General features: G+C 64.3%; 33 protein-coding genes. 23 read left to right on the top strand and 10 right to left on the bottom strand.

Features of this window, described 5'->3' with window-relative positions; genetic code table 11:
* Positions 1-4 precede the first annotated feature (4 nt).
* From LF41_RS14540 to LF41_RS14530, 3 genes are read right to left on the bottom strand one after another with little or no spacing between them, the layout of a single operon-like run.
* Positions 5-283, bottom strand: a complete 279-nt coding sequence (locus tag LF41_RS14540; RefSeq protein WP_052116487.1) for an EF-hand domain-containing protein — start codon at positions 281-283, stop codon at positions 5-7.
* 14 nt (positions 284-297) lie between these two features.
* The gene (locus tag LF41_RS14535; RefSeq protein ID WP_036171252.1) at positions 298-486 is read right to left on the bottom strand and encodes a CPXCG motif-containing cysteine-rich protein; all 189 of its coding nucleotides are present in this window, start codon (positions 484-486) and stop codon (positions 298-300) included.
* Positions 486-710, bottom strand: coding sequence for a hypothetical protein (locus tag LF41_RS14530; RefSeq protein WP_036171249.1), 225 nt, complete (start codon positions 708-710; stop codon positions 486-488). The genes LF41_RS14535 and LF41_RS14530 overlap by 1 nt, the downstream gene beginning before the upstream one ends.
* A 385-nt stretch (positions 711-1,095) precedes the next feature.
* On the opposite strand from LF41_RS14530, the gene LF41_RS14525 reads away from it, so the two are divergent.
* From LF41_RS14525 to LF41_RS14505, 5 genes are all read left to right on the top strand, one after another.
* Positions 1,096-1,548 carry an EF-hand domain-containing protein gene (locus LF41_RS14525; protein ID WP_036171247.1) on the top strand — a complete coding sequence of 151 codons (453 nt, stop codon included), beginning with the start codon at positions 1,096-1,098 and terminating at the stop codon, positions 1,546-1,548.
* Between the two features lie 74 nt (positions 1,549-1,622).
* Positions 1,623-1,841 carry a hypothetical protein gene (locus LF41_RS14520; protein WP_036171244.1) on the top strand — a complete coding sequence of 73 codons (219 nt, stop codon included), beginning with the start codon at positions 1,623-1,625 and terminating at the stop codon, positions 1,839-1,841.
* 118 nt (positions 1,842-1,959) lie between these two features.
* Complete coding sequence (locus LF41_RS14515; RefSeq protein ID WP_052116486.1) at positions 1,960-2,709, top strand: HAD family hydrolase; 750 nt, start codon at positions 1,960-1,962, stop codon at positions 2,707-2,709.
* Between the two features lie 101 nt (positions 2,710-2,810).
* Entirely contained in the window at positions 2,811-3,251 is a 441-nt protein-coding gene (locus LF41_RS14510; protein WP_036171242.1) for a hypothetical protein, read from the top strand.
* Between the two features lie 105 nt (positions 3,252-3,356).
* Positions 3,357-3,794 carry a hypothetical protein gene (locus LF41_RS14505; protein WP_036171239.1) on the top strand — a complete coding sequence of 146 codons (438 nt, stop codon included), beginning with the start codon at positions 3,357-3,359 and terminating at the stop codon, positions 3,792-3,794.
* A 15-nt stretch (positions 3,795-3,809) separates the two neighbouring features.
* On the opposite strand, the gene LF41_RS17060 is transcribed toward LF41_RS14505, so the two are convergent.
* The gene (locus tag LF41_RS17060; RefSeq protein WP_036171236.1) at positions 3,810-3,995 is read right to left on the bottom strand and encodes a hypothetical protein; all 186 of its coding nucleotides are present in this window, start codon (positions 3,993-3,995) and stop codon (positions 3,810-3,812) included.
* Positions 3,996-4,076: 81 nt separating this feature from the next.
* On the opposite strand from LF41_RS17060, the gene LF41_RS17055 reads away from it, so the two are divergent.
* From LF41_RS17055 to LF41_RS14480, 4 genes are all read left to right on the top strand, one after another.
* Positions 4,077-4,520 carry a copper resistance protein NlpE N-terminal domain-containing protein gene (locus tag LF41_RS17055; protein ID WP_036171234.1) on the top strand — a complete coding sequence of 148 codons (444 nt, stop codon included), beginning with the start codon at positions 4,077-4,079 and terminating at the stop codon, positions 4,518-4,520.
* 102 nt (positions 4,521-4,622) lie between these two features.
* Positions 4,623-5,228 carry a hypothetical protein gene (locus tag LF41_RS17160; protein WP_152600040.1) on the top strand — a complete coding sequence of 202 codons (606 nt, stop codon included), beginning with the start codon at positions 4,623-4,625 and terminating at the stop codon, positions 5,226-5,228.
* Positions 5,225-5,626: a GFA family protein gene (locus tag LF41_RS14485; RefSeq protein ID WP_036171232.1), complete on the top strand. Its 402-nt coding sequence runs from the start codon at positions 5,225-5,227 to the stop codon at positions 5,624-5,626. The genes LF41_RS17160 and LF41_RS14485 overlap by 4 nt, the downstream gene beginning before the upstream one ends.
* An 84-nt stretch (positions 5,627-5,710) precedes the next feature.
* Positions 5,711-5,953, top strand: a complete 243-nt coding sequence (locus LF41_RS14480) for a hypothetical protein (RefSeq protein ID WP_036171228.1) — start codon at positions 5,711-5,713, stop codon at positions 5,951-5,953.
* Between the two features lie 253 nt (positions 5,954-6,206).
* On the opposite strand, the gene LF41_RS14475 is transcribed toward LF41_RS14480, so the two are convergent.
* Positions 6,207-6,566: a hypothetical protein gene (locus LF41_RS14475; RefSeq protein ID WP_036171225.1), complete on the bottom strand. Its 360-nt coding sequence runs from the start codon at positions 6,564-6,566 to the stop codon at positions 6,207-6,209.
* Positions 6,567-7,136: 570 nt separating this feature from the next.
* On the opposite strand from LF41_RS14475, the gene LF41_RS14470 reads away from it, so the two are divergent.
* The 9 genes from LF41_RS14470 (at position 7,137) to LF41_RS16825 (ending at position 16,266) form a co-directional block, all read left to right on the top strand.
* Entirely contained in the window at positions 7,137-7,925 is a 789-nt protein-coding gene (locus LF41_RS14470; protein ID WP_036171222.1) for a sigma-70 family RNA polymerase sigma factor, read from the top strand.
* Positions 7,922-8,557: a hypothetical protein gene (locus tag LF41_RS14465; protein ID WP_036171220.1), complete on the top strand. Its 636-nt coding sequence runs from the start codon at positions 7,922-7,924 to the stop codon at positions 8,555-8,557. Before LF41_RS14470 ends, LF41_RS14465 begins: the two co-directional genes overlap by 4 nt.
* Before the next feature lie 6 nt (positions 8,558-8,563).
* Positions 8,564-11,920, top strand: a complete 3,357-nt coding sequence (locus LF41_RS14460; protein WP_036171217.1) for an ATP-dependent helicase — start codon at positions 8,564-8,566, stop codon at positions 11,918-11,920.
* A 92-nt stretch (positions 11,921-12,012) separates the two neighbouring features.
* Positions 12,013-12,522 carry a hypothetical protein gene (locus tag LF41_RS16315; protein ID WP_052116484.1) on the top strand — a complete coding sequence of 170 codons (510 nt, stop codon included), beginning with the start codon at positions 12,013-12,015 and terminating at the stop codon, positions 12,520-12,522.
* 1 nt (position 12,523) lies between these two features.
* Entirely contained in the window at positions 12,524-12,982 is a 459-nt protein-coding gene (locus tag LF41_RS14450; protein ID WP_036171214.1) for a DUF7665 family protein, read from the top strand.
* 34 nt (positions 12,983-13,016) lie between these two features.
* Positions 13,017-13,454: a hypothetical protein gene (locus tag LF41_RS14445; protein WP_152600039.1), complete on the top strand. Its 438-nt coding sequence runs from the start codon at positions 13,017-13,019 to the stop codon at positions 13,452-13,454.
* A 4-nt stretch (positions 13,455-13,458) separates the two neighbouring features.
* Entirely contained in the window at positions 13,459-14,835 is a 1,377-nt protein-coding gene (locus LF41_RS14440) for a ThiF family adenylyltransferase (protein ID WP_052116482.1), read from the top strand.
* Positions 14,836-15,434: 599 nt separating this feature from the next.
* Complete coding sequence (locus LF41_RS16555) at positions 15,435-15,719, top strand: DUF3892 domain-containing protein (RefSeq protein WP_338037860.1); 285 nt, start codon at positions 15,435-15,437, stop codon at positions 15,717-15,719.
* A gap of 139 nt (positions 15,720-15,858) precedes the next feature.
* Positions 15,859-16,266: a hypothetical protein gene (locus LF41_RS16825; protein ID WP_152600037.1), complete on the top strand. Its 408-nt coding sequence runs from the start codon at positions 15,859-15,861 to the stop codon at positions 16,264-16,266.
* Between the two features lie 909 nt (positions 16,267-17,175).
* On the opposite strand, the gene LF41_RS17240 is transcribed toward LF41_RS16825, so the two are convergent.
* From LF41_RS17240 to LF41_RS16545, 3 genes are read right to left on the bottom strand one after another with little or no spacing between them, the layout of a single operon-like run.
* Entirely contained in the window at positions 17,176-17,388 is a 213-nt protein-coding gene (locus LF41_RS17240) for a GDCCVxC domain-containing (seleno)protein (protein WP_084073696.1), read from the bottom strand.
* A complete protein-coding gene (locus LF41_RS14430) occupies positions 17,381-17,665 on the bottom strand; it encodes a heavy-metal-associated domain-containing protein (RefSeq protein ID WP_036171207.1) in 285 nt (94 codons plus the stop codon). The genes LF41_RS17240 and LF41_RS14430 overlap by 8 nt, the downstream gene beginning before the upstream one ends.
* A 10-nt stretch (positions 17,666-17,675) precedes the next feature.
* The gene (locus LF41_RS16545) at positions 17,676-18,032 is read right to left on the bottom strand and encodes a mercuric transporter MerT family protein (protein WP_084073694.1); all 357 of its coding nucleotides are present in this window, start codon (positions 18,030-18,032) and stop codon (positions 17,676-17,678) included.
* Between the two features lie 42 nt (positions 18,033-18,074).
* Between LF41_RS16545 and LF41_RS14420 the strand changes: the two genes are divergently transcribed.
* Positions 18,075-18,530, top strand: coding sequence for a MerR family transcriptional regulator (locus LF41_RS14420; protein WP_084073693.1), 456 nt, complete (start codon positions 18,075-18,077; stop codon positions 18,528-18,530).
* Positions 18,531-18,662: 132 nt separating this feature from the next.
* A complete protein-coding gene (locus LF41_RS17410) occupies positions 18,663-19,019 on the top strand; it encodes a four-helix bundle copper-binding protein (protein WP_084073691.1) in 357 nt (118 codons plus the stop codon).
* 89 nt (positions 19,020-19,108) lie between these two features.
* On the opposite strand, the gene LF41_RS14415 is transcribed toward LF41_RS17410, so the two are convergent.
* Together LF41_RS14415 and LF41_RS14410 are read right to left on the bottom strand one after the other, a co-directional pair.
* Positions 19,109-20,740 carry an NAD+ synthase gene (locus tag LF41_RS14415; RefSeq protein WP_036171200.1) on the bottom strand — a complete coding sequence of 544 codons (1,632 nt, stop codon included), beginning with the start codon at positions 20,738-20,740 and terminating at the stop codon, positions 19,109-19,111.
* Entirely contained in the window at positions 20,737-21,141 is a 405-nt protein-coding gene (locus LF41_RS14410; protein WP_036171197.1) for a MerR family transcriptional regulator, read from the bottom strand. Before LF41_RS14410 ends, LF41_RS14415 begins: the two co-directional genes overlap by 4 nt.
* 169 nt (positions 21,142-21,310) lie before the next feature.
* Here LF41_RS14410 and LF41_RS14405 point away from each other — a divergent pair, with 169 nt between their 5' ends.
* From LF41_RS14405 to LF41_RS14395, 3 genes are read left to right on the top strand one after another with little or no spacing between them, the layout of a single operon-like run.
* The gene (locus LF41_RS14405; protein ID WP_084073690.1) at positions 21,311-23,209 is read left to right on the top strand and encodes an FTR1 family protein; all 1,899 of its coding nucleotides are present in this window, start codon (positions 21,311-21,313) and stop codon (positions 23,207-23,209) included.
* Positions 23,206-23,886, top strand: a complete 681-nt coding sequence (locus tag LF41_RS14400; protein ID WP_084073688.1) for a cation efflux transmembrane domain-containing protein — start codon at positions 23,206-23,208, stop codon at positions 23,884-23,886. The genes LF41_RS14405 and LF41_RS14400 overlap by 4 nt, the downstream gene beginning before the upstream one ends.
* Positions 23,887-23,914: 28 nt before the next feature.
* Entirely contained in the window at positions 23,915-24,298 is a 384-nt protein-coding gene (locus tag LF41_RS14395; RefSeq protein ID WP_036171191.1) for a hypothetical protein, read from the top strand.
* Positions 24,299-24,341: the final 43 nt, after the last annotated feature.

The following is a 24,341-nucleotide window of genomic DNA, read 5'->3' as shown; positions in this document are numbered from 1 at the left end:
CGGATCAGCGCGGCGGTTTCGGTTGCGCGTTGGTCTTCGCGCGCGATTTGTATTCGTCGCTGGTCACGAAGCCGTCCGCGTTGGCGTCCATCGCGGCGAACGACCCACTGAACCCCGCGTCGGCATCGGCTTCGGTCGAGCTGACGCGGCCATCCTTGTCCTGGTCGAGACGCGCGAACGCATCGCCTCCCGTGGCCGGCGCGGCGGTCGTGGCGGCGGTGGGTGGCGTCTGCGCAAGCGCGGGCCATGCGAGCGCGCACAACAGTAGCGGCAACAGTTTCATGTCGGCGTCCTCCGTCAGGCCTCGTTCTCGGACGAGGCACGCACCACGGGATCTCCGTCGCGATCGAAGCCGACATCGAACACGATCGGGCGGCAACACACCTGGCAATCCTCGACGTAGTGTTGCGGCCCCGCCGAATCATCGATGAAGACGGTGATCGTCTCGCCGCAGTAGGGGCACTGGATGTCGAGGCTCGGCAGCATCAGTGGCGTGTCGCAGTGTCGTCGTCTTCGTTCTCCCGAAGGGACATCGGCACGTGGCGGCCTTGCGCACCCTGGTTGGACAGCGCGGCGCGTTCGCGCGTGCGCTGCGCTTGTTCGGGCGTGTCGTGCGCGTTGGCCATCGATTCGGGCGAACTCTGCTGTGCGGCAGGTTGCGATCCGACGGTGCGGGATTTGGAGCGGGAAGGCTGGCGCTGGGTGCCCATGGGGGAAATCCTCGGAGTGCGTGTGGGGTGTCTGCGAGCCATCGTGGAGAGGCGGCCATTAACGCCGTTGCATGGCCGATGTAAAACTTTCGTAAGCCTGCATCGCCGGTCGGTCGCGCGTCATCGACGGCGTTAACGCTGCGATGACGCGGACGGGGCGAAGCTCGCGAACGCCGGCGAAAAGGCCTGAAAACAGGCACATCGCCGACATGCCGCAACCCGCTCGCTCGCGATACCGCAAATCGCGAACGGGTTGGTTAATGCGGCGTGGAGGCCGCAACCGGCAAGTCGCGAGGATTCAGATGCGCGGGCGCATGGTGTCCACCGTCGCCGAAAAAGCCGATGCATCTGGCGCGACGTTTTGATCCCCCTAGGAGACCGACGAATGAAGCTTTCCAATCGCAAGCCGCTGTTCCTCGCCCTCGCGCTGACCGTTGCCGCGCCGCTCGCCTTCGCGCAGAGCACGACGCCGCAGTCGGCAACGCAGGACGCCACCAACGCCGCCACGTCGGCGACGCAGGAGGCCACCCAGGCCGCCACGCAGGATGCGACGTCCGCCACGCAGGACGCGACGGCCGCGACGCAGTCGACCACGCAGGATGCAACGCAGTCGGCCATGCCGCAGTCCGGCAAGGATGCGAAGAAGGTCAACTGGTCCGACCTGGACACCGACAAGAACGGCACGCTGAGCGCGTCGGAATCGGCTTCGGTGCAGAGCCTGTCGAGCGCATTCGCGCAGGCCGACGCCAACGCCGACGGCGAGCTGACGCAGGACGAATACAAGGCTTACCTCGCCAAGAACGGCAAGGGTGAAGCCAAGTCGGATACGGGCGGCTGATCGCACGTCCGTCACCTCGGCCGGCCCTCGTGGCCGGCCGATCCGCTTCAAGGCACATAGACGAGGAAACCCCAATGAACACCACGCTTCGCTGCTTCACCGCCGCCGCCATCGTCACTGCTTCGCTGACGCTGGCCGCATGCGCGCACGACAAGGAAACGACCACCGAGTCGACGACTACGACCACCACGGACTCGTCGGGCACGACGGGAACGACCGCGACGGAGACGACGACGTCCTCGTCGATGCCGACGTCCGCCAGCACCGCTGGCGCGCCGCCCAGCACGCCGTAACGGAACGGATGCCCGGCCGGCCCAGGGGTGTCGGCCGTGCCTTGCAGTGAACGAGGGGGTGGCTTCGGCCACCCCTTCGCGTTTTCGTACACTGTCATGCCCCGCACGGCGCACCCGCATGACTCCGTCTTCGAACCCGCACACGGCCGACGGCATCCGACTGGTCGGTTTCGACGGTGACGACACGCTCTGGCGCAGTGAGGATTACTACCGCGGCGCGCAGGCCGATTTCGAATCCATCGTGGGGCGCTACGTCGACCTGGCCGACGGCCGCGCGCACGAACGCCTGTACGCCGTGGAGATGCGCAATCTCGCGTTGTTCGGCTATGGCGTCAAAGGCATGGTGCTGTCGATGATCGAGGCCGCGGTGGAGATCACCGATGCGCGTGTGTCGGCGAGCGACCTGCATCGCATCGTCGCGCTCGGCAAATCGCTTTTGCAGCATCCGGTGGAGTTGTTGCCCGGCATCCGCGAAGCGGTGGAAGCGATCGGTACGCGACACGACCTGGTGCTGATCACCAAGGGCGATCTGTTCCACCAGGAAGCGAAGGTCAAACAATCCGGGCTCGCCGGCCTGTTCCGCCGAATCGAGATCGTCAGCGAAAAGGATCCGCAAACGTATGCGCGGCTGTTCGAGGAATTCGAATTGGCGCCGCACCAGTTCGCGATGGTCGGCAACTCGCTGCGTTCGGACATCGCGCCGGTACTCGGGCTCGGTGGTTGGGGCGTCTACATGCCGTATCACGTGACGTGGGCGCACGAAGCGGAGGCCGACGTGGCCGACGATGCACCGCGATTGCGCCGCGTCGCACAGGCCAGCGAACTGCCCGCGGCGCTGGCCGATATCGCAAGCGCCGCCAGCGGCTGAATGGCCGCTTGCGCAGCCCCGGACGGTTAGACCTCCGTTAATCCCGCGCGTCGCATCGTGCGTCCCAGGCCCGCATCGATGCCGGCCCAAGGGAGAGCACCATGTCGACACTGTCGAAGTTCATCGCACCCGCGGTGTTCGCGGCGGGTCTTGCGTTTTCCGCGCTGCTGCCGGCGCCTGCCCATGCGCAGGACGATGGGCTGACGCGCGTCATCGTCGACGTCGCCGACGTCGTGCTGCGCGGCGGCCAGCCGTATTACCGGTACGGCAATTACCGTGACGTCGACCGGTTGATCGTCGCGCGCGATCGCTACGGACGTCCGGTGTATTACCGCGTGGTCGATCGCCGCTGGAACGACGATCATCACCGCTACGCGTACCGCCCCTACGTGCAGCCGTACGTCAGCCACGGCTACAACAACACGGCGAGCCGGGTGACTTGCAATTCGCGGGGCAACTGCACCGTGTCCTACTACGACCCGCAGTACGACCGCCGCGGGTATCGCAAGCACCGGCGCGGCCACGGCCGCGACGATGACTGAGCCGTAGCGATGCGACCGACGGCGCCCCGAGGGGCGCCGTCTTGCTACCGGCGGTACGGCACAGGTGCTACCTTCCGCGCATCGATCCCCCCGAGGAGCCTAGCCATGCGCCGTCTCCGCCTCATCCAGCTGCTTCCGCTCACCCTCGTCCTCGCCGCGCCCCTCGCGATGGCCCAGGGCAAGACCGACTGCAAATTGAAGTTCAACCTCGCCGGCTGGTCGGCGTTCTACAAGACCGCGTCGGGCAACGGCACGATCACCTGCGACAACGGGCAGAAGATGGCCGTGCACATCGAAGCCAAGGGCGGTGGCCTGACCTTCGGCAAGTCGAAGATCGAAAACGGTACCGGTGAATTCTCCGGCGTCCGCGACATCAAGGAATTGCTCGGCAGCTACGCGCAGGCCGAGGCGCACGCGGGCGCGTCGAAATCGTCGAAGGCCAGTGCGATGACGAAGGGTGAAGTCTCGCTCGCGCTCGCCGGTACCGGCCAGGGCTGGGACCTCGGCGTCGCCTTCGGCAAGTTCACGATCTCGGCGAAGTAAACAATCGCCCGCGCGTCAGTCGGCGCGATGCGCGTTGTCCTCGAGCACGGGCGCGGCCTTGAAGGTGCGCCCCAGGTCGGCGTTGAGTTTGCCGGCGACCCACCCGATCGTCGCGAACCATCCCACGACGATCAACACGAGCACGATCACTCCCCACGCATGGCGTCGCAGGAAGGCGAAGGGCGAAAGATGCAGGCGCATGGCAGGGTCCCCGATGACCGCTCCATGCTCCGACCGCGCGTGTCGTGGCCGCGTGCACACGATGCTCGCCAGAATGGCCGCATGGCCGCGCCCGCACGCCATTCGTCGATCCTCCTCCTGCCGCTTCTCGCGGCGGTCGCGCTCGCCGGCTGCCGGGGCGGCGATGCGCCGAGCGATGCATCGACCGCGCGCTTCGAATCCCCCGATGCCGAACTGAGTTGGCAAGGCGTGGTTGCCTGCGCCGACTGCGACGGCATCGACACGCGCCTGCGCCTGCAGCGCGGCAACGGCGTGGTGGCGCAGTACGAACTGGTCGAGGCCTTCCTCGACGGCGAGGGCGCCGAGTATTTCCACGAAGAAGGCCGCTGGCGCCGCGACGGGCGCATCCTGCGCTTGCAGGCCACCTCGGGCGGCGAGCGCCTGTACGCGATCGACGGCACGGGCAACCTGGTCGTCGTCGACCGCCGCGGCGACGCGGCCGGCCCTGGCCACGTCCTCACGCCCGCCGGTCCGCCGGGCCTGTGACGCACGGCGCATGATGCGCGGGGCGTGACGTCGATTTCAGAACGCATTCAGGCTGTGGGCACACACTGCGTGCATCACCGACCACAAGCAGGCAGGGGCAACGTGCGTCATTCCTTCAAGGCTCTCTCGCTCGCGCTGGTGCTGGCCGCCACGGGCGGCGTCGCACACGCGCAGGACTTCACCTTCGGCTGGAACCCGCGCAGCGGCGATGTGTGGATGGATACCTGGCTCGGCGACATGAATCGCTACGGCCAGCGGTATCGCGATCCGTTCGTCGACGAACTGGTGCGCTACAACGGCGCGCCGCGCGACCTCGTTTCCGAATTGCTCGGCCCGCGCCGCTGGGCGCCGGGCGATGTGTGGATGGCGTGCAACATCGCCTCGATCATCGGCCGCCCCTGCCGTTACGTGGTCGATGTGTACGAACGCGACCATGGCAAGGGCTGGGGCAACATCGCCAAGCAACTCGGGATCAAGCCCGGCTCGGCGGAATTCCACCGGTTGAAGAAAGGCTTCGTGCCGACGTACGACCGTTGGGGCCGCGTCATCGTGCTCGACTCGGAACTCGAGCGCGCGTATCCGAACCATGGCAAGGGCAAGGACAAGTCGAAGTCCAAGTCGAAGTCGGACAACGGGCATGCGGGCAAGGGCCACGACGACCACGGCAAGGGCCATGGCAACAACGGCAAGGGCCACGGCAAGAAATGAGTCCTTCGGAACACGTGGTGCATCGCGGCGGCTGTCATTGTCGCCGCGTGCGGTTCGAAGTCGACGCGCCTGCCGACATCGATGTGCTCGATTGCAACTGCTCCATCTGCCGCATGACCGGCTTCCTGCACCTGATCGTGCCGGCCTCGCGCTTCCGCCTGGTGTCCGGCGCGGATGCGTTGACCGAGTACACGTTCAACACGGGCGCGGCGAAGCACCGCTTCTGTTCGGTGTGCGGCGTCAAGGCGTTCTACATTCCGCGCAGCCATCCGGACGGCGTCGACATCAACGTGCGTTGCCTGGATGCCGGGACCGTCGCGTCGATGCGCGTGGTGCCCTTCGACGACGACGACCGCGAGGCCGCAACGGCCGCGCTTGCGCACCTCACGCACGACTGAACGCATCCTCACGCGGCTGAATCGCGGCTTTCCCCGCGGCCGCGTGCGTGTCCTGACGTCGAACCGCGGGTCGTTCGTTCGGGCATGACGTTTCTGCAGACCACCACAGCGCAGGGCGAAGACGTGAACGCGCGCCTGGATCCCGTCGACCGCGAAGAGCTGCGCAAGCTCACCGAATCCATCACCGTGCGCCACGCGGTCGACCTCCACGCCATGGCGCGGATGGTCGAACGCGGGTACGCACGCAAGGTGATGGGCGGTTGGGAAATCACCGAAGCCGGTTGGCTCGCACTGGAACGCTCGCGCATCCCGAATGCATTGAAGTGATTCCGCAGAAGAGAGGGAGCCGCCGGCGCAGTCAGGGAGAGGGGGGATCTGCGCCGGCCGACGGGCTGCAGGCATCGGCCTGCTTGTGCGCGTCTTCGGCTCCGGCCTGCAGGTGGAGCCCGGCAGGTGCAACCAGTTGATCATCGGCAGCGCGCATCGACCATTGTCACTTCGGGCATCACGGTGCGCTTGCAGGACGAAAAGAAAAGGGGCCGGTCGCGATCCCTGCGAACCAGCCCCGGGGGAAAACGGATCAGCGCAGCGTGGACGCCGAAAACACGTCGCCGTTGAGTGCCGCGCGTTGCGTTGCGTTGGCGGCGTCACGTTCGACCAGGTAGTCCTTGACCATCTGGTAAGACTTGGTGCGCGAAATGCCGAACTCGAGCACGAGCGTCTTGGCGTACACGCTGCGCGGGCTGCCGCGCACGATGAGTTCTTCGAGACGGCGCAGGATCAACTCGCGGCCCGGCGTCTCGCTCTTCACCCACTGCTGGTACTCCTCGACGATGCGGCCCGCGATTTCGTGCGCGTCCTCGAGGTCGTGTTGCAGGCGGTGCAGGGCCTGTTCCAGGCTGCGCACGCGTTTTTCGAAGTAGTCCAGATCGATTCCCATGGTGTCCCCGTTTGATTGGCGTTGGATCGCCACGACAGGAAACCGCGTCCGCGCCGGCGCGAACATTGTCCGCGCGGGCAATTGCCCCAAGGGTCCGGGGAAGATTGCCCGGGCGGCCATGGGCCGACGGTAGAATCGTGCCCATGCCCCAGCACATCGCGCCCGAAACGCTGCGCCTGTCCGTCGCCCCGATGATGGATTGGACGGGAAAAGACACGTTTCGGCTGGTTTCTCGCTTATTTGCTCAGAACGTGTGCACGACGTGTGCAATCGCGCGTCCCCGATTCTGCCCTGCTTCGATGGCGGCGCGCTAAGCGACGCTGCTCTCCACCCAATGTGGACGTGCACATTGGTGCGTCGCCCCGAAAGGTGGCACAGGGTATCCAAGCCGCACCCGACCGAGCTCGCGCGGGCGATTTCCGGTTTTCCGAGCCCTGCCTCGACTAAGGGTGGAACGACCCAGCAATATGCTTCGTCGCGGCCTGTCGTCCGCCGTGACCGCGCCAACAAGGAATCAGTTCACACGGATTCTGCACCTTGGGGGTCGGAACGTCTGGAGGAGATGCCTGCATGAATGCCGACCTCGAACCACCCGACTCCGAAGCCGCGGCCGTGCCATCGGCCCGGCGCCCGGAGGTTCAAGCCGCGATCGACGCCCTGACCACGCTGGAGCGCCCACAGCTGATCGACCGGCTGCGAGCTGCGGCCCGACAGAAGGATCTGCCCCCCGAAGTGCTGCTGCACTTCGCGCGCGAGGCAAGTGCCCGCGATCAGGAAGTCTTTTTCTTGGCCTTCGAAGGCCTGACCCGGTGCGCCACGTCGATGATCGCCAGCCAGATGCGCATGCTGTATCGCATCTCAGAAGCTGACCTCGACGACCACCTGAGCGTGGTTTTCGAGAACCTTGTCCGTCGCATCCAGCGCGACGACCCAACGCTGGAATACGGCGTGCGCTTCTTCCACTCATTTATCCTCCGGCGTTCGATCGACGCGATGAAATCCAAGGACCATCCTTGGACGCGGCGCTATGGGAAGGCGGTGAGCGCGCTACGCAAGGAGCGCGGGAAGCGGATCAAGCGCTACGACGGCGACGGGGGGTGCGCGCCGACTGAAGTCGACGCCCGCATCCTGAGTCAAGCCGAGGATCCGGCCGAACGCGCGGCCGGGCAGGAGGAGCTTGCACAGGTCGAACAGCGCCTGGCGGGTCTGCCCGACGATGCCTGCGAGGCATTCCTGCAGGCACGGGTGCTCGGGCGAACCCAGGCAGAAATTGCAGAACACTTTGGTGTCAGCGACCGAACCGTGCGCAACTGGCTCGACCGCGTCACTAAAGCACTAGATGAAAGGACCGCGCCATGAACAACAAAATGACCCGCGATGAAGTCCTTGATGCGTTCGGGGCGGCGATGGCGTGGCCCACCGAAGCGCTGGTGCGCGAATGGGCGAAGAAGTATCCCCAGTACGAACGAGACCTCGTTGATTTCGCGACCGCATGGGCGGCGACGGCTGGTTTTCCCATCGAAGGCCTGGATCTTCAGCGTGAGGACGAAATCGTCAATCGCACGATGAGCCGCGTGCAGGTGCTGGTTCGGGAACAGGACGAGGCGACGCAGGCGCCACCGCCGGTGGCGGCCGCCGTGGCCGCCAATCGCCTGCAAATCGACAGCCTCGAGCAAGCTCTTCGCGCACGCGGCGTGACGAGCTCTTGGATCGACGCGCTCGGGATAGACGAATTTATCTTGGCGCTGCTGGAAGAACACCTGATTGCCCCGCCCGTGCCTCGACGTTTGCTTGATGCCATCTCGCGACCGTTAGGAGTCCATATCGAGGTAGTCAGGGCGTGGTTGTTTCAAGCTTCCATACCGCAGGTGGTTTCGTATTCAACCAAGAAGCCAGCCTTTGAGCGATGGACCTTTCAGCAGGCCGTGGAGCAGTCATCGTTGCCCGACGCGCTCAAGCAACAGTGGCTTCGAGAAACCTCTGACTCGTGAGTCTTCATGGATGCATTTACCTCGGTTCGCCTTAAGGCCCAGCAGCAACGCGCGCAACTGATTGCAGAATGCGGCTGTGGCGATAAGGCGCAAGAACTTCTGGCCGCGGCGATGAACGACGCCGGACTTCGCGTGATGGTCGTTCCGCCCGACTACCCGCTACTGGGTGGCGGTGCCGGCGCCTTGCAGCGAAAGCGCCAACGCATCTTCGTGTCCGGCGCACTGAGTCCTGAGCTCCAATTCTTTGTCCAGGCCCACGAGTACGCGCACTGGATCATCGAATCGCCGGCCGATCCGGTGTTGGTCAGTACCGTCGTGGATCCGAGCGGACCCGAGCAAACCACGCCGTTGGGCGCCGGGCGCGTGGAAGGCTACAGCGCGCAGGAGTTGCGCGAACGCTACGCAAATGTGTTCGCGCGTGAATTTTTGTTGCCAACCCACCATGCCAGGCACCTGTTCATTGACGAGCGACTGTCGGCCTCGCAGATCGCGAGCCGGCTCGGCGTCACGCCAGGGTTGGTCTACCAGCAACTGCAGTACGCGCTGCTGGTCCCATCGCCGCCGCCCGCGCAAGCAGACAAGCCTTTGCCCAGCTTGGATGCCTCCCAACGCATCGCCGCCGATCATGAAGGAGGGCCTGCGCTTGTCGAGGCCGGGCCGGGGACGGGAAAAACGCGGACCCTCATCGGCCGCATCGAGCGGCTGCTAGAAACTGGCGTGGATCCGCGCTCGATACTCGCCCTGACGTTTTCCAACAAGGCAGCGCGCGAAATCAAAGAACGCATCGCGCGCACGATCCCGTCGGCCAACGAATTGTGGGCGGGGACTTTTCACGCCTTCGGCTTGGAGTTGCTGCGCAAACACGCGGCCTTGGCCGGCCTGCAGGAACCGGTACGCATCGTAGATCCGGCCGATGCGCTCGAGCGCCTGGAATCCTTGCTTCCCAGCCTGGATCTGCACTACTACCTGCGCTTGAGCGATCCGCTGGCGCTGATGCAGCCGATCTTGGGCGCGATTTCCCGTGCCAAGGACGAGCTGTGTACGCCCGAGCAGTACGCCGCTTTGGCCGAGCAGATGCAAGCGCATGCGGTCACTGACGAGGCGCGCGAAGCCGCCGCCAAGGCGGCAGAAGTGGCCAGAGTCTATGGCCGCTACGAAGCCATGCTGCGCGAGCAAGGGGGCGTCGACTTTGGTGATCTGATTTGGCGGACGATCACGCTGCTCGAGCAGAACGACGACCTGCTCGCGATGATTCGCGCGCAGTTTCCACATGTGTTGGTCGATGAGTACCAAGACGTCAATCGCGCCAGCTCGCGGTTGCTAAAGCTGATCGCCGGTGACGGCCGCAATCTGTGGGTGGTTGGTGATGTCCGACAATCGATCTACCGGTTCCGCGGTGCCTCACCGGCCAACATGCGTCTGTTCGCACAGGATTTCCCTGGCGCGGTCGTGCTGCCGTTGAAATTCAACTACCGCTCGGGCCAGCAGATCGTCGACACCTACACCGCCTTTGCGCGCAGCTTAGACGATCCTGTTTGGCGCGCGGCGGGACAATTGGAGGCGATCCGAGGCAGCGGAATACGACCGAAGTTGGTCATCGCCCCGACGTTGGACGCGGAAGTTGCGGCCATCGCGCATGCGATTGAAGCTCATCGCGCGGACGGCATTCCGTTCCGGGACCAGGCCATCGTGGTGCGAACGCACACGCACGCCGAGCGAGTGGCCGAACGACTGCAAGCGCTTGGCGTGCCATCGATGTATTTGGGCGACATCTTCGAGCGGGACGAGGTGCGCAATCTCCTCGCCGTGGTCTCCTTCGTAGCCGAGCCCAGTCGCGGCGCGCTGCTGCGACTGGCCATTACCCAATCCTATCGCATGGGTTTAGCGGACGTGCGTTCGTTCCTGGAGCTGGCGCATGCGGCCGACCGATCGCCGCTGGCATCCTTGTCTGACCCCGCCGTCATCGCGGCCTGCGCAGCGCCGGCGCGGGCCGCGCTCGAACGCCTTCGCGACGACCTGGCTGGGCTGCGGTTCGAGAGCACGGTGGCCGAGGTTCTCAACCACGTGCTCTTCGAACGCCGTGCGCTGATCGACGAGTTTCTCGAGCAGCCCGGAAGCGGGGGTGAGCAGCGACGCTTGGCCATCTTTCAGTTGCTGCAGTTCGCGGCCGAGCACTTCGACCCGCGCAAGGGCAATCCGAAGAAGAACCTGCTGCGCTGGATTCGGCGCCTGGAGCAGTTTGGCGAGGAGCGTGCGCTTCGGGAGCTTCCCGCGGCTGCCGCCTCGATAGATGCGGTTCGGCTGATGACAGTGCATGCCAGCAAAGGCTTGGAGTTTCCGGTGGTGTTCGTGCCGTACCTGGCTACCCGCCATTTCCCGCAGTCCAACCGCGGCAAACTCTGCCCGCCGCCGGAGGGAATGCTGCGTGCGGAGGACATCCACGACCAGTTCGAAGAAGAAAGTCTGTTCTACGTGGCGCTGTCGCGCGCACGCGATCACCTCCACCTATCGCGATCGGAAGTTCTGGGTTCGCAGAAGGCCAGCGAGTCGAAGTTCCTTCCGTCCATCGTTGCCCGTCTTGAGCTGGTGCGGGTCCCTAATACGGAGCTGTTGCTCGCCGGCGACGACCTGCCGGCGAGGCCAGAGCTCAAACTGGAACCGGAAATCCACGATGCCCGCGACTTGGATCAGTACGAGCGCTGCCCCCGCAAATACGCCTACGCCAAGAGCTTGGGGCTGCGCGCTAGCCGCGATGACGACGGTTACGTATTGTTCCACCGGGCGGTGTATGCGGTGCTGTCGTGGGTACTCCAAGAACGCGCCACCCGCGAGGTGCCACTCGACGAGTATGGGCCCAAGCTCGACGCGGTCTGGGCGCAACAGGGACCATGCGAGCATCCCTTCGCGCCGGTATACAAAGAATATGCCCTGCGTATGCTCACAGTGGCCGAGGAGCACCTGCGCGCCCCTGGCGCTACCTCGCAAGAAGTCGACCTGCGGGTCGGCGGCGTCCCCGTTCGCGTGCGTCTGGAACAAGCCGAACCTGGCAGCGGGGGGGTGGTGCGCCGGTACCGCACGGGGCGGCGCCCGAAGACCGTCACGCGAGAGCTGCCCGACGCGCTGCGGCTGCTGGCCGGGCGTCAGGTCTATGGGCCAGGCGCGCGTCTTCAGGTTCACTACCTGACCTCAAACGACTCGGTCGATCTGGAGTTCAAGCAGAACCAGTTGCAGTCGAAAGTGGATCAGGTACGCGACTTCGCCGCGGCTATCGCGTCCGGCGAGTTTCCGATCACCACCGACCTCGAGCAGTGCCCGCGTTGCCCGTACTTCTTCTTGTGTCCTGCGATTCCGAGCGCTGACTGAGGTCTCTTTCCGGGTTTTTCACGCACCACGCGACTTGTTGTGTAACGGCGTTGGAATTCCCCAACGGCGAATGACACAAGAGGTAGCACAACGTGAAAAACATCAAGATCGTTTTGCAGTGCGAAGGTGCTGCGCAGGTGCTGGTCGGCGACTTCAACGGGGAGCTGTCGGTGGGCGAGGCGCTAGCTGCACTCGGCGCCCAGAATATCGGGCAGGGCGACCAGCTGCTCTTCGCCGAAGATCGCGACGGACCGGTCGACCTGCACACGCCGGTCCAGACACTGGCATCGGGCAAACGCGAGGGCGGGGCCGCGATCGTGCGGCTGCATCAGGGACGCTGCCCGCGCGTGACGGTGAACGTCACCTTCAATGGCGTAACCCAATCGCGCGATTTCCCGCCGGTGACCCGCGTCGCCCACGTACACCAGTGGGCCACGCACAACGTCTTCGACATGTCGCCGCGCGATGCGGCCGAGCATGTGCTCGAGCTGGTGGGGAGCGACGAACGTCCCGACCCGGACACCCAGATCGGCACGCTGACCTCCGGCGCGCTGTGCGCTGTGGCGTTCGACTTGGTCCCTTTCAAGCGGGTGGAGGGCTGACATGGCGTCTTTGGATCAACAGGCCTTCGAGGCCGACGTGAACTCCGGGGCTTTCCTCAACGGCTCGCTGTCGGGCCGTTGGGGACTACTGGACTCGCTGTCGTGGCCGCACGCGCTTATCTGGGTGCGGGCGGGCGATGGCAGCCGGGTCGTGCTGCGGTTCGAGCTGTCGAACTACCCTCGTACCGCACCCACGGCGCAGCCGTGGGATCCGGCTTCGAACGCGCCCTTGTCGCCGGCCCTGTGGCCCCGCGGCGAGGCGCGCGTCTCGGCCGCGTTCAATCCCAACTGGAATGCGAGCGCGCTTTACATTCCGTGCGATCGCGTTGCGATCCAAGGGCATGAAGTGTGGCGCCACCAGCACCCGTCCATGCTGTGGGATCCGGCCGTCGGCATTCACCGTTACGTGCGGGTCGTGTCCGACCTGCTGGGGTCGCCCGACTATGCCTGCGCCCAGTGAGCTTTGTGTTCCCCGGGCGTTGTGGGACCGCCTGGTGGCCGAGCTACACGCGCGCACTGACGGCGAAAGCCACGAATCGGGTGCGTTCTTACTCGGGCACCTGACTGCGCAGGGCCGTCGCGTCACTGACGTGCTGTACTTCGACGATCTGCATCCGGAAGTGCATGCCCGGGGCGTTGTGGAGCTGCCGGCGGCCGCATTCCGCGCGTTGTGGACGATCGTTCGCGAACGCGGCGTGCAGGTGGTCGCCGATGTCCATGTGCACCCGCACAGCGCCGGTCAAAGCCGAATCGATCGCCAGAACCCCTTGATTGCCACGCGCGGTCACGTCGCGATCATCCTGCCCAACTTTGCGCGGCCGCGGATACGTCACTGGTCCGTGGGCGCGTACGTATACGAAGGCGACCACCATTGGCAGGCGATGGGCGGGTGCGACAACCGCTTCTTGGTATTGGAGGATGACAATGAATGAGTCGATGGAAGACATCGGCGAGCGACTGAATCGCGTCGTGAAGCTCGCGCTGGATACCGGGGAGGCAGCCAGTGAAGCCGAAGCGGTGGCCATCTTTTCGCGTTACCGCGTGCAGTTGGTATTCGGCGATGGACTAAGCGAAATGGCGCAGGTGGCTTTGTTCACCGCGGCAGCAACGGCCTTGCCGTGCTTGCTGGGAGGTGTCACGTACGTCGGTCCCGACCAGGCCTTGCGAGCGCGCTGGCGCGGGCATCCCGATGCGCCTGCGCCCTTGCGCCTTGCGGCGGCCTTGGAATTGCTCGGCGTGCAGCGAACGACTGACATCGATTCGACGGTGCCTTGCATTGCCCTCGGCGCTGGAATCCCGGGCGGGGGGGTGGGTGTTCGCGCAACCTTCGACGGCTGGACGGCAGCGGTGGTGCCGCTCGAGGATGACGCACTTGCCGAGCAAGGCGATTGCGCGGCAGCCGCGGTCCTCGCCGGCGCGATGGCTGTTGCCGAGGTTTTCCAGCATTTTCGTGGCACGCAGCCGCTCGCCTGCCGGCGCCGCATCGGCTGGTCGCTGTGGGAACCGTGGAGCCAATGGACGGAGGCCGCGAGCGGGCCTGGTCTGACCGCCCTGCCGCAATCAGCTTGGCTCGTCGGACTGGGAAACCTGGGCCAAGCCTACCTGTGGACTTTGGGCTTGCTGCCGTACGCCGTGGACCAGTGCCATCTGGTGCTGCAGGACGTGGATGTTGTCTCGCGTGCGAACAAGAGTACTTCGCTGCTCAGCCGCGAGATCGACGTGAGGCGCCGCAAGACGCGCATGGCGGCGGCGTGGGCGGAGCAGCGCGGATTTCGGACATCGATCATCGAGCGCCGTTTCGCTCCGGACTTCACTGTCACCGGGGACGAGCCGTCCGTCGCATTGATTGGCGTCGACAATCCGGCCACGCGACGCACGATTGAGCGCGTGGGCTTCGCCCGCATCATCGAGACAGGCTTGGGGCGTGGCCCCAGTGACTACTTGGGAATCACCCTGCACACCTTTCCGGCCTCGCGCGCCGCTGACGTTTGCTGGCCAGAGCCTACGAATCCGTCGGTCGACCAGGCGCACGCAACGGCGCGCAAACAGGCTTACCAGCACCTGCACGCCGCAAGCGGCGACGGTTGCGGTGTGCTGCGCCTGGCCGGGCGCAGCATCGCCACGCCCTTCACGGGCGCAGCGGCGGGGGCGTTGGCGGTGGGCGAGCTGCTGCGGCTGTGCCACGGTGGGCCCCGGGTGGAATTTGCCGCGGTGCATTTGGCGCGCCCGGACGAAAGCACGATCATTATCGGTGCGCCGTGGCCGGCCATGAACCCGGGACTCGTGGCTCCGGAGCAGTGGTCGGAGCCTTAACCTCGCCAAAGAAGTCGATGCCATGAATCCAACGAAAGCGCTCCACACGGATCGCGCGCGAGAAGGGTTGCCTACTCGATCCGCCCCATGGCCGGGTGGCGTCGCAACCTCGCCGTGCACGTCTTTACTTCGATCGCCTTAATCGCGTATGCCTTGAGCGCGATCAGATCACTGCACCGGCTTGCGAATGTGAAACGACTCGGGAAACTCAATGTTGTGCGTGCTAGCCATGGATCTTCCTTGGTTGCTTACCGAGAATCGGCGCCCCCCGTGCCGCATGCGAGATGGCAACAAACGCAGTTGGTTATTCAGCGGCATGCTTCTCGAAATTCACGCGCTCCCTGGTCATCGGTGGACCCGTTTCTCGCGGTTGGATCAATATCAAGGGGCATCGAAAGATCGAGAAGTAGTGCACGGTCCGCAAGACTGCGACCACACTTGTAGAGCATCGACTTCGCATAGGGGGGCGTTATGTCTCCCCGAGTCGACCAACAAGAAACTGCTGCGACCCTTGACCTAGCGAGGGGGCGGTGAATCTTGGTGGCCTGGCCGCTACCCTGCAGCGCTACCGTAGTGTGTAGTGTCATTTGGCACGGGGTATGCACATGGCGGACGTTGCTCAAATCCAATGCATCAACAAGCGGGATCGACAGAGCGCTCACGAGCGCATTACGCATGTCGGAGGCGTGGGTAACGGTCCTTGGAAAATCTCACAAGAAGATGCAATCGAGCACATCGAATCAGGACGCTGGCGCTTCTACGTTTCAGTGCGCGGTGACAGCGTTTGGGTGATCGTAGCGACCCGAAATGGCCGTAAGTATTTGAAGACCGAGAACGATGGCGACGAGCCGAATAATCTATTGAGCTTGCCTGAGTGTCCTTAGCTCCTTTAGGCGTGCGTTGTTCGACGCGCCATGCCTCCACCGCAGGAATTCTTCGCGGGAGAGCGGCGCCCAGCGTCGCAACTCATTTCGAACATGCGGCGCACATGCTGTCCATTACTCGTAGTCAACGGAGATGTACATGCCGCACAAGCTCACGGGGCGAGACGGCGTCTCGGTGACGATTCCCGCCGGAGGTCACGGGTTGCAAGGGCGTGATGGCCGAATGGTGGCCATTCCGAAGGGCGGGCACGGTCTCGAAGGCCGAGATGGGCGGATGGTCGCGATTCGTGCAGGTGGCCATGGTCTGCAGGGCAGGGACGGGCGAATGGTGGCAACTCCGAAGGGTGGCCACGGACTAGAAGGCAAGGATGGCCGCATGGCTGCGATTCCAGCGGGAGGGCATGGCCTTCAAGGGCGGGACGGTCGCATGGTGGCAATTCCAAAAGGAGCCCACGGACTGCAAGGGCGCGACGGCCGCATGGTTGCAATCGGACCGGGAAAATATGGCGTCGAGGATGAAAAAGGAAGGATTCGGGTGAAGCGATAAATTAATCACCAAGTCGCCGTTTCATCTGCCCGTTGATCGCGAGCGCGCCATGACGCTTCAGCCCACCTTGAACCTTTGCTTTGTAGCTCTTGCTGTCGCGATTGCAATGTCAGGCTGCGGACCGTCGGCAAGAGAACAGCCTCTTGTCGATATTCGAAAGTGCGCCGCAACTCAAGTCTGCACGGACGAGCAAGCGATCGCTCTATCGACCGAGCAGGATCGGCCCATTGTTTCGACTACAGGAGTTCGCTTCTTCCACCAACTCAGGTGCACGGACTCGTGTGCAGAAGAAACTCGTGGATATACCTGGGCGTTCGAGCGAGAGCTGCTCGAATCCGCCGCCTGCGACCACGATTCCACAGATTTTCAACGCGGATGTAACCAAGCAATCGAGGATATGGTTGAGTCGCGGCGAAAAGAATTGCAAGCGGAATATGATCCAGGACCGTAACTACGTCATCTAAGTGGGGAAGTACATGACGATCAAGTCAATCATAGTCGCCGTCGGTCTTTGCGTTTCATCCGTAGCCGTTGCGCAGTACTACAGCGATCCCGCCCTATGTCGTTCCGCACGGGATGACGCCGAAACTGCAGCAAGCGAGCTCTCATATGCTGCTCGACGTCTCCAGCAATGCGCGGATGCGGAAGATTACTCTGACGATTGCAGCTCGGAGTTCCGCCGCGTGAGGTCGGCGCAGGACGATTACGAGTCTCGGGTTTCTGACGTGGGCGATTCCTGTGAGGACTGAGATCCCTCACTCCCCGGACGGATCTCGCGAGGTTTTACGCGACTAGCTCACCGACCGCTGCTCGCGGGGAGCGGACATCGCAAGAATTTCGCGTAATCGCCAGTTATGTGCGGTGCTAGTGGAAATGATTCGTGCCGACCCACGGTGTCGCGCGATACCGCTATCCGCAGCAAGGCGCGCGTTGTTGGATGGGTGGGCAAGGCGCCGTGCCGTAAGAACAGAACACGCAGCAGTCGCCCGCCTTCGGACGCAACACCGTGCCACAGCCGCGACAGTCGTAGAAGAACTGGCAGGCAGTGGTCGGCATGGTCTCCGTTGCCTGATGCCCGCATTCCGGGCACGTCAGGGCGCTTTGCAGTTGCAGCTCAACCACCGTTCGTCCTCGCGTTGGCCGGAAATCCCGCGTCGGTCACCGCACGCGCAATGGCAGACACCGTGGTGCGTTCGGCATCGAAGCTCACGGTTACGGTCGCCCTCTCTGTGTCGACCTGAGTCGCGGTCACACCAGGCACGTTATCGAGGGCCTTCTCGATGGTGATGCTGCAGGCCGGACAGGTCATGTTCTCCACGTCCAGCACGGTCTTCTTTGGCGTGGCCGCAAAGGCAATGCCCGTCCATACCATCATCAGACCAATCATCCACTTGCGCATCGTTCGTCTCCTACAAAAGCCAAGGCACGTAATACGGAAAGAGCAGCAGTAGCGCGATCACGAAGGTCGCGATCCATAGCCATCTGCGACGCCGACGCAGCACGGATGGATCAATGCAACTACCGTCTGCTCGGCAGCGTGCGGATGACCCGTAAACACTCCAAAAGGCCCAGCCCAAGCATGCCAGCGTGGCTGCGCTGAACCAGGGGCGCCAAGCGTCCAGCGCCGTCAGGTTGGCGATCCATGCCCCGCTGATGCCGAGCAAGACGAGGACCAAAGGCACCACACAGCAGATTGAAGCGCCGATGGCGGCGAGGCTCGCGCCGAGGATCCCGGCGACGGGCGATTTGGTGGGACTGCTAGACATCGGCGCATACTAGCGTCCGTACCTAAGTACGGAGTCAAGCTTATGACCCTCACCATCAGCCGGCTGGCCGCCTCCGCCGATGTCAACGTCGAGACGGTGCGCTACTACCAGCGCCGCGGGCTGCTCCCCGAGCCGCCGCGACCCCTGGGCGGCGTGCGCCATTACGGCCCTGCCGAGGTCACCCGGCTTCAATTCATCCGACACGCCCAGGCGATGGGTTTCACCTTGGACGAGATTGCGGGGTTGCTGGCGGTCAAGGGAAAACGTGCCTGCGAGCAGACCCGGCAGCTGACTGAGCAAAAGCTTGCGGACGTGCGCCGGCGACTCGCCGAACTTTCGCAGCTGGAGCGGGATCTCGTGGCGTTGGTTGCAGAGTGCGGTCGCACTCCCGCTGACGCGTGCTGTCCGACACTCGCGTCGCTGCGGTGTGCTGACAGTTCAAGTGAAGCGAACCGAGCATCGGATAACAGGCAGCGAACGCGCATCGCACGCAGATGAGTTGCGCGGCCGGCCGAGCTCGCGGCCCTCGGTTCCCGTCTCACCGCATCGTCTTAACGGCACCGAGGCCATCCTGAGTGCGGTGGTAACAGACAGCCACATCCATCTGCCCGATCTCGCTGGAGGCCCCGCATGACGCACCATTCCGCTGCCCACCGATCGCATGAAATGAATGATTGCATCGAGAGCTGTACCGAATGTCATGCCACGTGCCTGGAAACCATCAATCACTGTCTGAGTATGGGTGGCAAACACGCTGCACCCGCGCATGTCGCGTTGCTGGCGACATGCGCTGATATTTGCGCGACCAGCGCCGACGCCATGTTGCGAGGCGCAGAGATTCATAGCGTGACCTGCGGTGCATGCGCGGAGATTTGCCGTCAATGCGCGGTCGCGTGCGAGGGATTCGGCGACGATCCGGAAATGCAGCGATGCGCGGAGACCTGTCGCCGGTGCGCTCAGAGCTGCGCGTCAATGGCCTCCGGCTAGGTAGGCCGATGTCGGTCGCGCCGCCAGGCACGCGACCGTTCTCCTAAACTGCGCGAGGTTCTTGTTTCCGCACTGGTGTACCGGTAAGACTAGCTGCGGTATCCGTTACTGATCGGATACCGTCTCTCGCGACCCAACGCGCGGCGGGAAATCTTAGGGCCGGGCGCTGCCTGCTGGCGTTTCCATTCACTCGCGCGTACCAGGTCCAGCACCCGCTCGACGATCGATGGATCGAATCCGGCCTGCACGATTTCATCCCGCGACTGTTCTTGGTCGACGTGTCGGAACAGGATTGCATCCAACACATCGTACGGCGGCAAGGTCTCCTGGTCTCGTTGGTTCTGGCGAAGCTCCGCAGAGGGGGGACGTTCGATGGCACCGGATGGAATGACTGGCGCGCCGGCCACGGTGTTGCGCCAGCGTGCGAGGGCGTAGACCTCGGACTTGTAGAGGTCCTTAAGCGGCGCGTAGCCACCGCACATGTCGCCATAGATGGTCGTGTAACCCACCGCGTATTCGCTTTTGTTGCCCGTAGTCAGCAACAAGCCACCCAGTTTGTTGGATAGGGACATCAGTAGCGCCCCACGCACACGCGCTTGGATGTTCTCTTCGGTGGTATCGATCTGCTGACCGGCGAACAGTGGGCCAAGCGCTGCGAGGAACCCCTGAAACGGCGATTCGATAGCCAAGGTGTGCACGTCCACACCGAGTGCCCGACACTGCTCCTCCGCCAGATCATTCGACAGCGAGGCTGTGTACTGCGAGGGCATGCGCGCCGCGCGGACGTTCTCTGCGCCTAATGCGTCCACTGCGATCGCAAGCACGACCGCGGAGTCCAGTCCGCCGGACAACCCGACCCAGACGCGGTTAAAGCCATTTTTGCGGCAATAGTCGCGCGTGCCGCGTACCACGGCGCGCCACGCCAACCCATCGCGGCTCTCATCGGTGTCGACCGGCCACGAGGTGGGCGTGAACTGTTTTGAATTCTTGCCAAAGTCGGCAATGAGCCAGTGCGACTCGAAGGCCACCGCCGCCGGATGCACGTGGCCGTCGCCGTCGGCCAGCAGCGAAGCCCCGTCAAAGAGGAGGCCGTCCTGGCCGCCGACCACATTGACATAGGCGATGGCAACATGGTGGTCGCGCGTGCGCTCGGCGAGCAGTGCATCGCGCTCGGCATGCTTGTCACGCTCGAAGGGCGACGCATTGGGAACCAGCACCAGTTGTGCGCCTGCGGCCGCAGTTTCCGCAATTGGTTCGATGCCCCAGAGGTCCTGACAAATCAGGAGTCCGATCTGGACGCCTTTGACCTCAAACACGCACGCGCCCGCATCGGGATCGACGGCGAAATATCGGCGTTCGTCGAACACGGCGTAGTTGGGCAAGTCGCGCTTGCGATACGTCGTGGCGACGCCGCCGTTGCGCAACACGCTGGCGGCGTTGTACACCACGGCCCCCGCGGCTTGCGGCCAACCCACTACGGCCACAATGCCAAACGTGTTCTCGGCGATCCGCTGCAATGCCTGCTCACAGTCAGCCAGGAAGCGCGGGCGCAACAACAGGTCTTCAGGCGGATATCCGCTGATCGCCAGTTCCGGAAATAGCACCAAGTCGGCGCGGTATCGGTCCCGGGCCTCGGCGATGAGGGTAATGATCCTGTCGGTGTTCCCGCCAAGATCTCCAACTCCAAAATCGAATTGCGCCAGGGCCAGCTGCAGGCTCATGACGCTGCCGCAACGGGCTGCCGCAAGGTCTCCAGGATCGTGCACGCGCCGCGCTCTCCCCCGCGGCAGCGGCCGATTGTGCGTTCCAACTCCACGGCCATGCGTTGAAGGTCGGCAATCCGAGCCTGGATGTCGTTGAGATGCTGCCGCGCCAATTGGTCGACCTCGGCACAGGACAGCGCCGGATCTTGGGCCAGCCGGAGGAGGCTGCGGATTTCTTCGAGGGTGAAGCCCAGATCCCGGCCGCGGGCGATGAAGCGCAGCCGTTCAACTTCCTCTGGCGCATAGGCGCGGTAACCACTGCCGGTGCGCCCGGGGCGGGGCATCAAGCCGATCCGTTCGTAGTAGCGGATGGTTTCCAAGTGACACCCGCTAGCCGACGCCGCCTCACTGATTTTCATTCGCATCTCGCTTGACTCTGTAGCTGCTACGGAGTTTACACTGGGACGAGTTGGTCAAGACCCCCCGCGCCCCTGCGCGCCTTTTCCCCGGACCCTGCCTGTGCGATCGATGCGTTCCTGCTGGATGCGATGTGTCGTGGGAGCCCTACTCATGTGGGGCGGGATAGGGATGAGCTGGGCGGCGGATCCGCTGGCCGATGCGCGCCAAGCTTGGCAGTTGCTGGACTACATCGCCGTGGACTATCCCGGCGCGGTGCGAGACGGCGAGGTCGTGGAGCCTGGCGAGTACGCGGAGATGCAGGAGTTTGCCGCCAGCGTGCGCGACAAGCTGCAGGGCCTGCCCGCACAGCCGCAACAGGCCGGGCTGCTGACCGCGGCTGACGAGCTGAAGGCGCGTATCGCTCGCCGCGATTCGCCGGAGCGCGTCGGCAAGGCCGCCCATGCTTTGGCAGACCAGTTACTGACGGCCTATGGGATCGAGGCCCAGCCCAAGGCGCCACCGCGCGTAGGCGCGGCAGCGCACCTGTATGCGCAGCAGTGCGCTGCGTGCCACGGCGCATCGGGACATGGCGATGGACCGGCCGCCGCCAGCCTTTCGCCGCCGCCGATCGCATTTGCCGATGCGCAGCGCGCCGCACAACGCAGTCCGCTCGCGCTGTACCAGGTGATCACGCAAGGCTTGCCGGGGACCGCGATGGCGAGCTTCAGCCAACTATCCGAAGCCGACCGCTGGGCGCTGGCGTTTTACGTCGGTGGATTCGCCTACGGACCCGAGGCGAGGGCGCGGGGCGAAGCCTTGTGGCGCGACGATCCTGCGGTGCACACCGTCGTGCCCTCACTGGAAGCGCTCTCGCGCGCCAGCGAACAGGACCTCGCGAAATCCCTCCAGGCGGATCAAGCGCAAGCGATCACCGCGTATCTGCGCGCTCACCCTGAGTCCGTGGAAGCCAGAAAGCGGGAGGCTGCGGCGACCTTCTCAATTGCGCGCCAACAGCTGGACGCGGCCCTGCAGGCCTACCGCGCCGGTGATCAGGCACAGGCCAAGGCGCTGGCGTTGTCGGCATACCTGGACGGCGTCGAGCCGGTCGAGCCGATGTTGGCCGCGCGCAACCGCCCGCTCATGCGTGAGATCGAAACGGCGATGGGCCAGTTTCGCGCGCAAATCGCAGAGGCCGTACCCGCCGCAGAAGTCACGGCGCAGGCGGGGCGCATCGTCACGCTCTTCGATCGCGCGGCTACCACGCTACAGGAAAGTCGTACCGACGCGACCACCGCCTTCCTTGGCAGCTTCACCATTCTTCTTCGCGAAGGCCTGGAAGCGTTGCTGATCGTCATCGGCATGATCGCATTCTTGCGCAAAGCCGAACGCCGCGACGTCCTGCCTTACGTGCACGCCGGCTGGATTGGCGCGTTGCTGGCTGGCGTTGTCACGTGGGCGGTGGCCACCTATCTCGTTGGGGTCAGCGGCGCTAATCGCGAGGTGACCGAGGGGCTTTCGGCATTGTTCGCTGCGGCCGTGCTGCTCAGCGTTGGCATCTGGATGCATCAGAAGAGCCTGGCCGGACGGTGGCAGCATTACCTGCACGCGAAGATGTCGGCGGCACTGACGCGGCGCTCGGCCATCTTCCTCTTCTCGCTGGCATTCATCGCCGTTTATCGCGAAGTGTTCGAAACGATCTTGTTCTTCATCGCCATGTGGAGTGACCACAATGGCGGCGCCATCATCGGCGGATTGGTCGCGGGCACCGTCGTACTTGGTGCGGTTGCGTTCTGGATGTTGCGCATCAGTCGTCGCCTCCCCATCAGCCAGTTCTTCTCGATCAGTTCGCTCCTGATCGCCATCCTGGCCGTGGTTTTGGTGGGCAAGGGCATCGCTGCCCTGCAGGAAGCCGGGTGGGTGGCGCAAGCGCTGGTGCCTGCGCCGCGCATTGACTGGCTGGGTGTGTATCCCTCGTTGCAATCGCTGGCCGCCCAGGCGGCCGTGGCAATCGCGGCAGCGATCGGCTTCTGGGTGAACATTCGTTCGACGCGAAGAGTGGCGGATGCCAGCGGAGGACGCGCAGGATGAGTGGTTGCGGCTGCAATGACACGGCGAGCGCGCTGAGCGCGAATACAGATCGTGCGCGCCGTCGCGTGCTGTGGATCGTGTTGGTCATCAACGTGGTCCTGTTCGTGGGCGAATTCGGCGTGGGCTGGTGGGCTGACTCGAGTGCGCTGCAAGCGGACTCGCTGGACAGCTTGGGCGATGCCTCCGTGTATGTGCTGAGCCTCATGGTGATCGGCGGCACGCTGCGTCAGCGCACCAAGGCCGTGTTTCTCAAGGGCGGCATCCAGGCGTTGTTCGGACTGGGTGTGTTGATGGAAGTTGCGCGCAGCGCGTGGCTGGGCGCCGAACCACGTGCCTCGTACATGGCTGTCGCCGCGGCGGTGGCGCTGGTCGGGAACCTAACGTGCTTTGTGTTGCTGACGCGGTTTCGCAGTGACGACATGAACATGCGGTCGGTCTGGCTGTGTTCGCGCAATGACCTCGTGAACAACGTAGGCGTGATCATTGCCGCGGTGCTGGTTGCCTGGTCGCAGAGCCCTTGGCCGGATCTGTTGGTGGGCACCTTGGTGGCGATGCTGTTCCTGCGCACGGCGTGGACGGTCCTGGCCCAAGGGTGGGTCGATTGGAACCGAGTCGAAATCCCCGTCGCCACAGCCTGCGCGGCCACGCGCGTGCCCGCCAAGCGTGAAATTCCGTAACACCGGCCTAGGCCTGTATGCTGGGAGGATGCACGCCGCTTCCGCCCCGACCCTGCTCGCCCGCCTGCGTGGTTCGGCGCGGTTGGCTCTGCTCGTGCTCGTGTTGATGGTGCTGAAGATTGGCGCGGCCAGCGCGTGCGTCAGTCATGACTTCGCCGAGTTGGGACTGGGTACCGCGAGTTCGCAGGACGCGGTGGCCAAGGCAGCGCCACCAATTACGGACGAGAGCGTGCCCGCAACTGCGGCCTCGCACGCAGCCACTTGTCAGCACTGTAGTTGTCATCATGCGGCAGCAGTCCTCACGGACGCCGACGCCACGTTTGGTGCCCCCCGAGAATGTCCGCCGGGCCTCACGCTGCAAACGCCGCCGAACGCAGCGCTGCGCAGTGAGTTGAAGCCACCGATTGTCTGAGTGATGTGCATAAGTTCCCTCTGGCCTATCGCGCTGGAGGCAC

This window comes from Lysobacter dokdonensis DS-58 (genome assembly GCF_000770795.1).
Lineage (GTDB): Bacteria > Pseudomonadota > Gammaproteobacteria > Xanthomonadales > Xanthomonadaceae > Noviluteimonas > Noviluteimonas dokdonensis.
The sequence above is the reverse complement of the archived record's forward strand: the minus strand, read 5'-3'. Positions and strand labels throughout refer to the sequence as shown.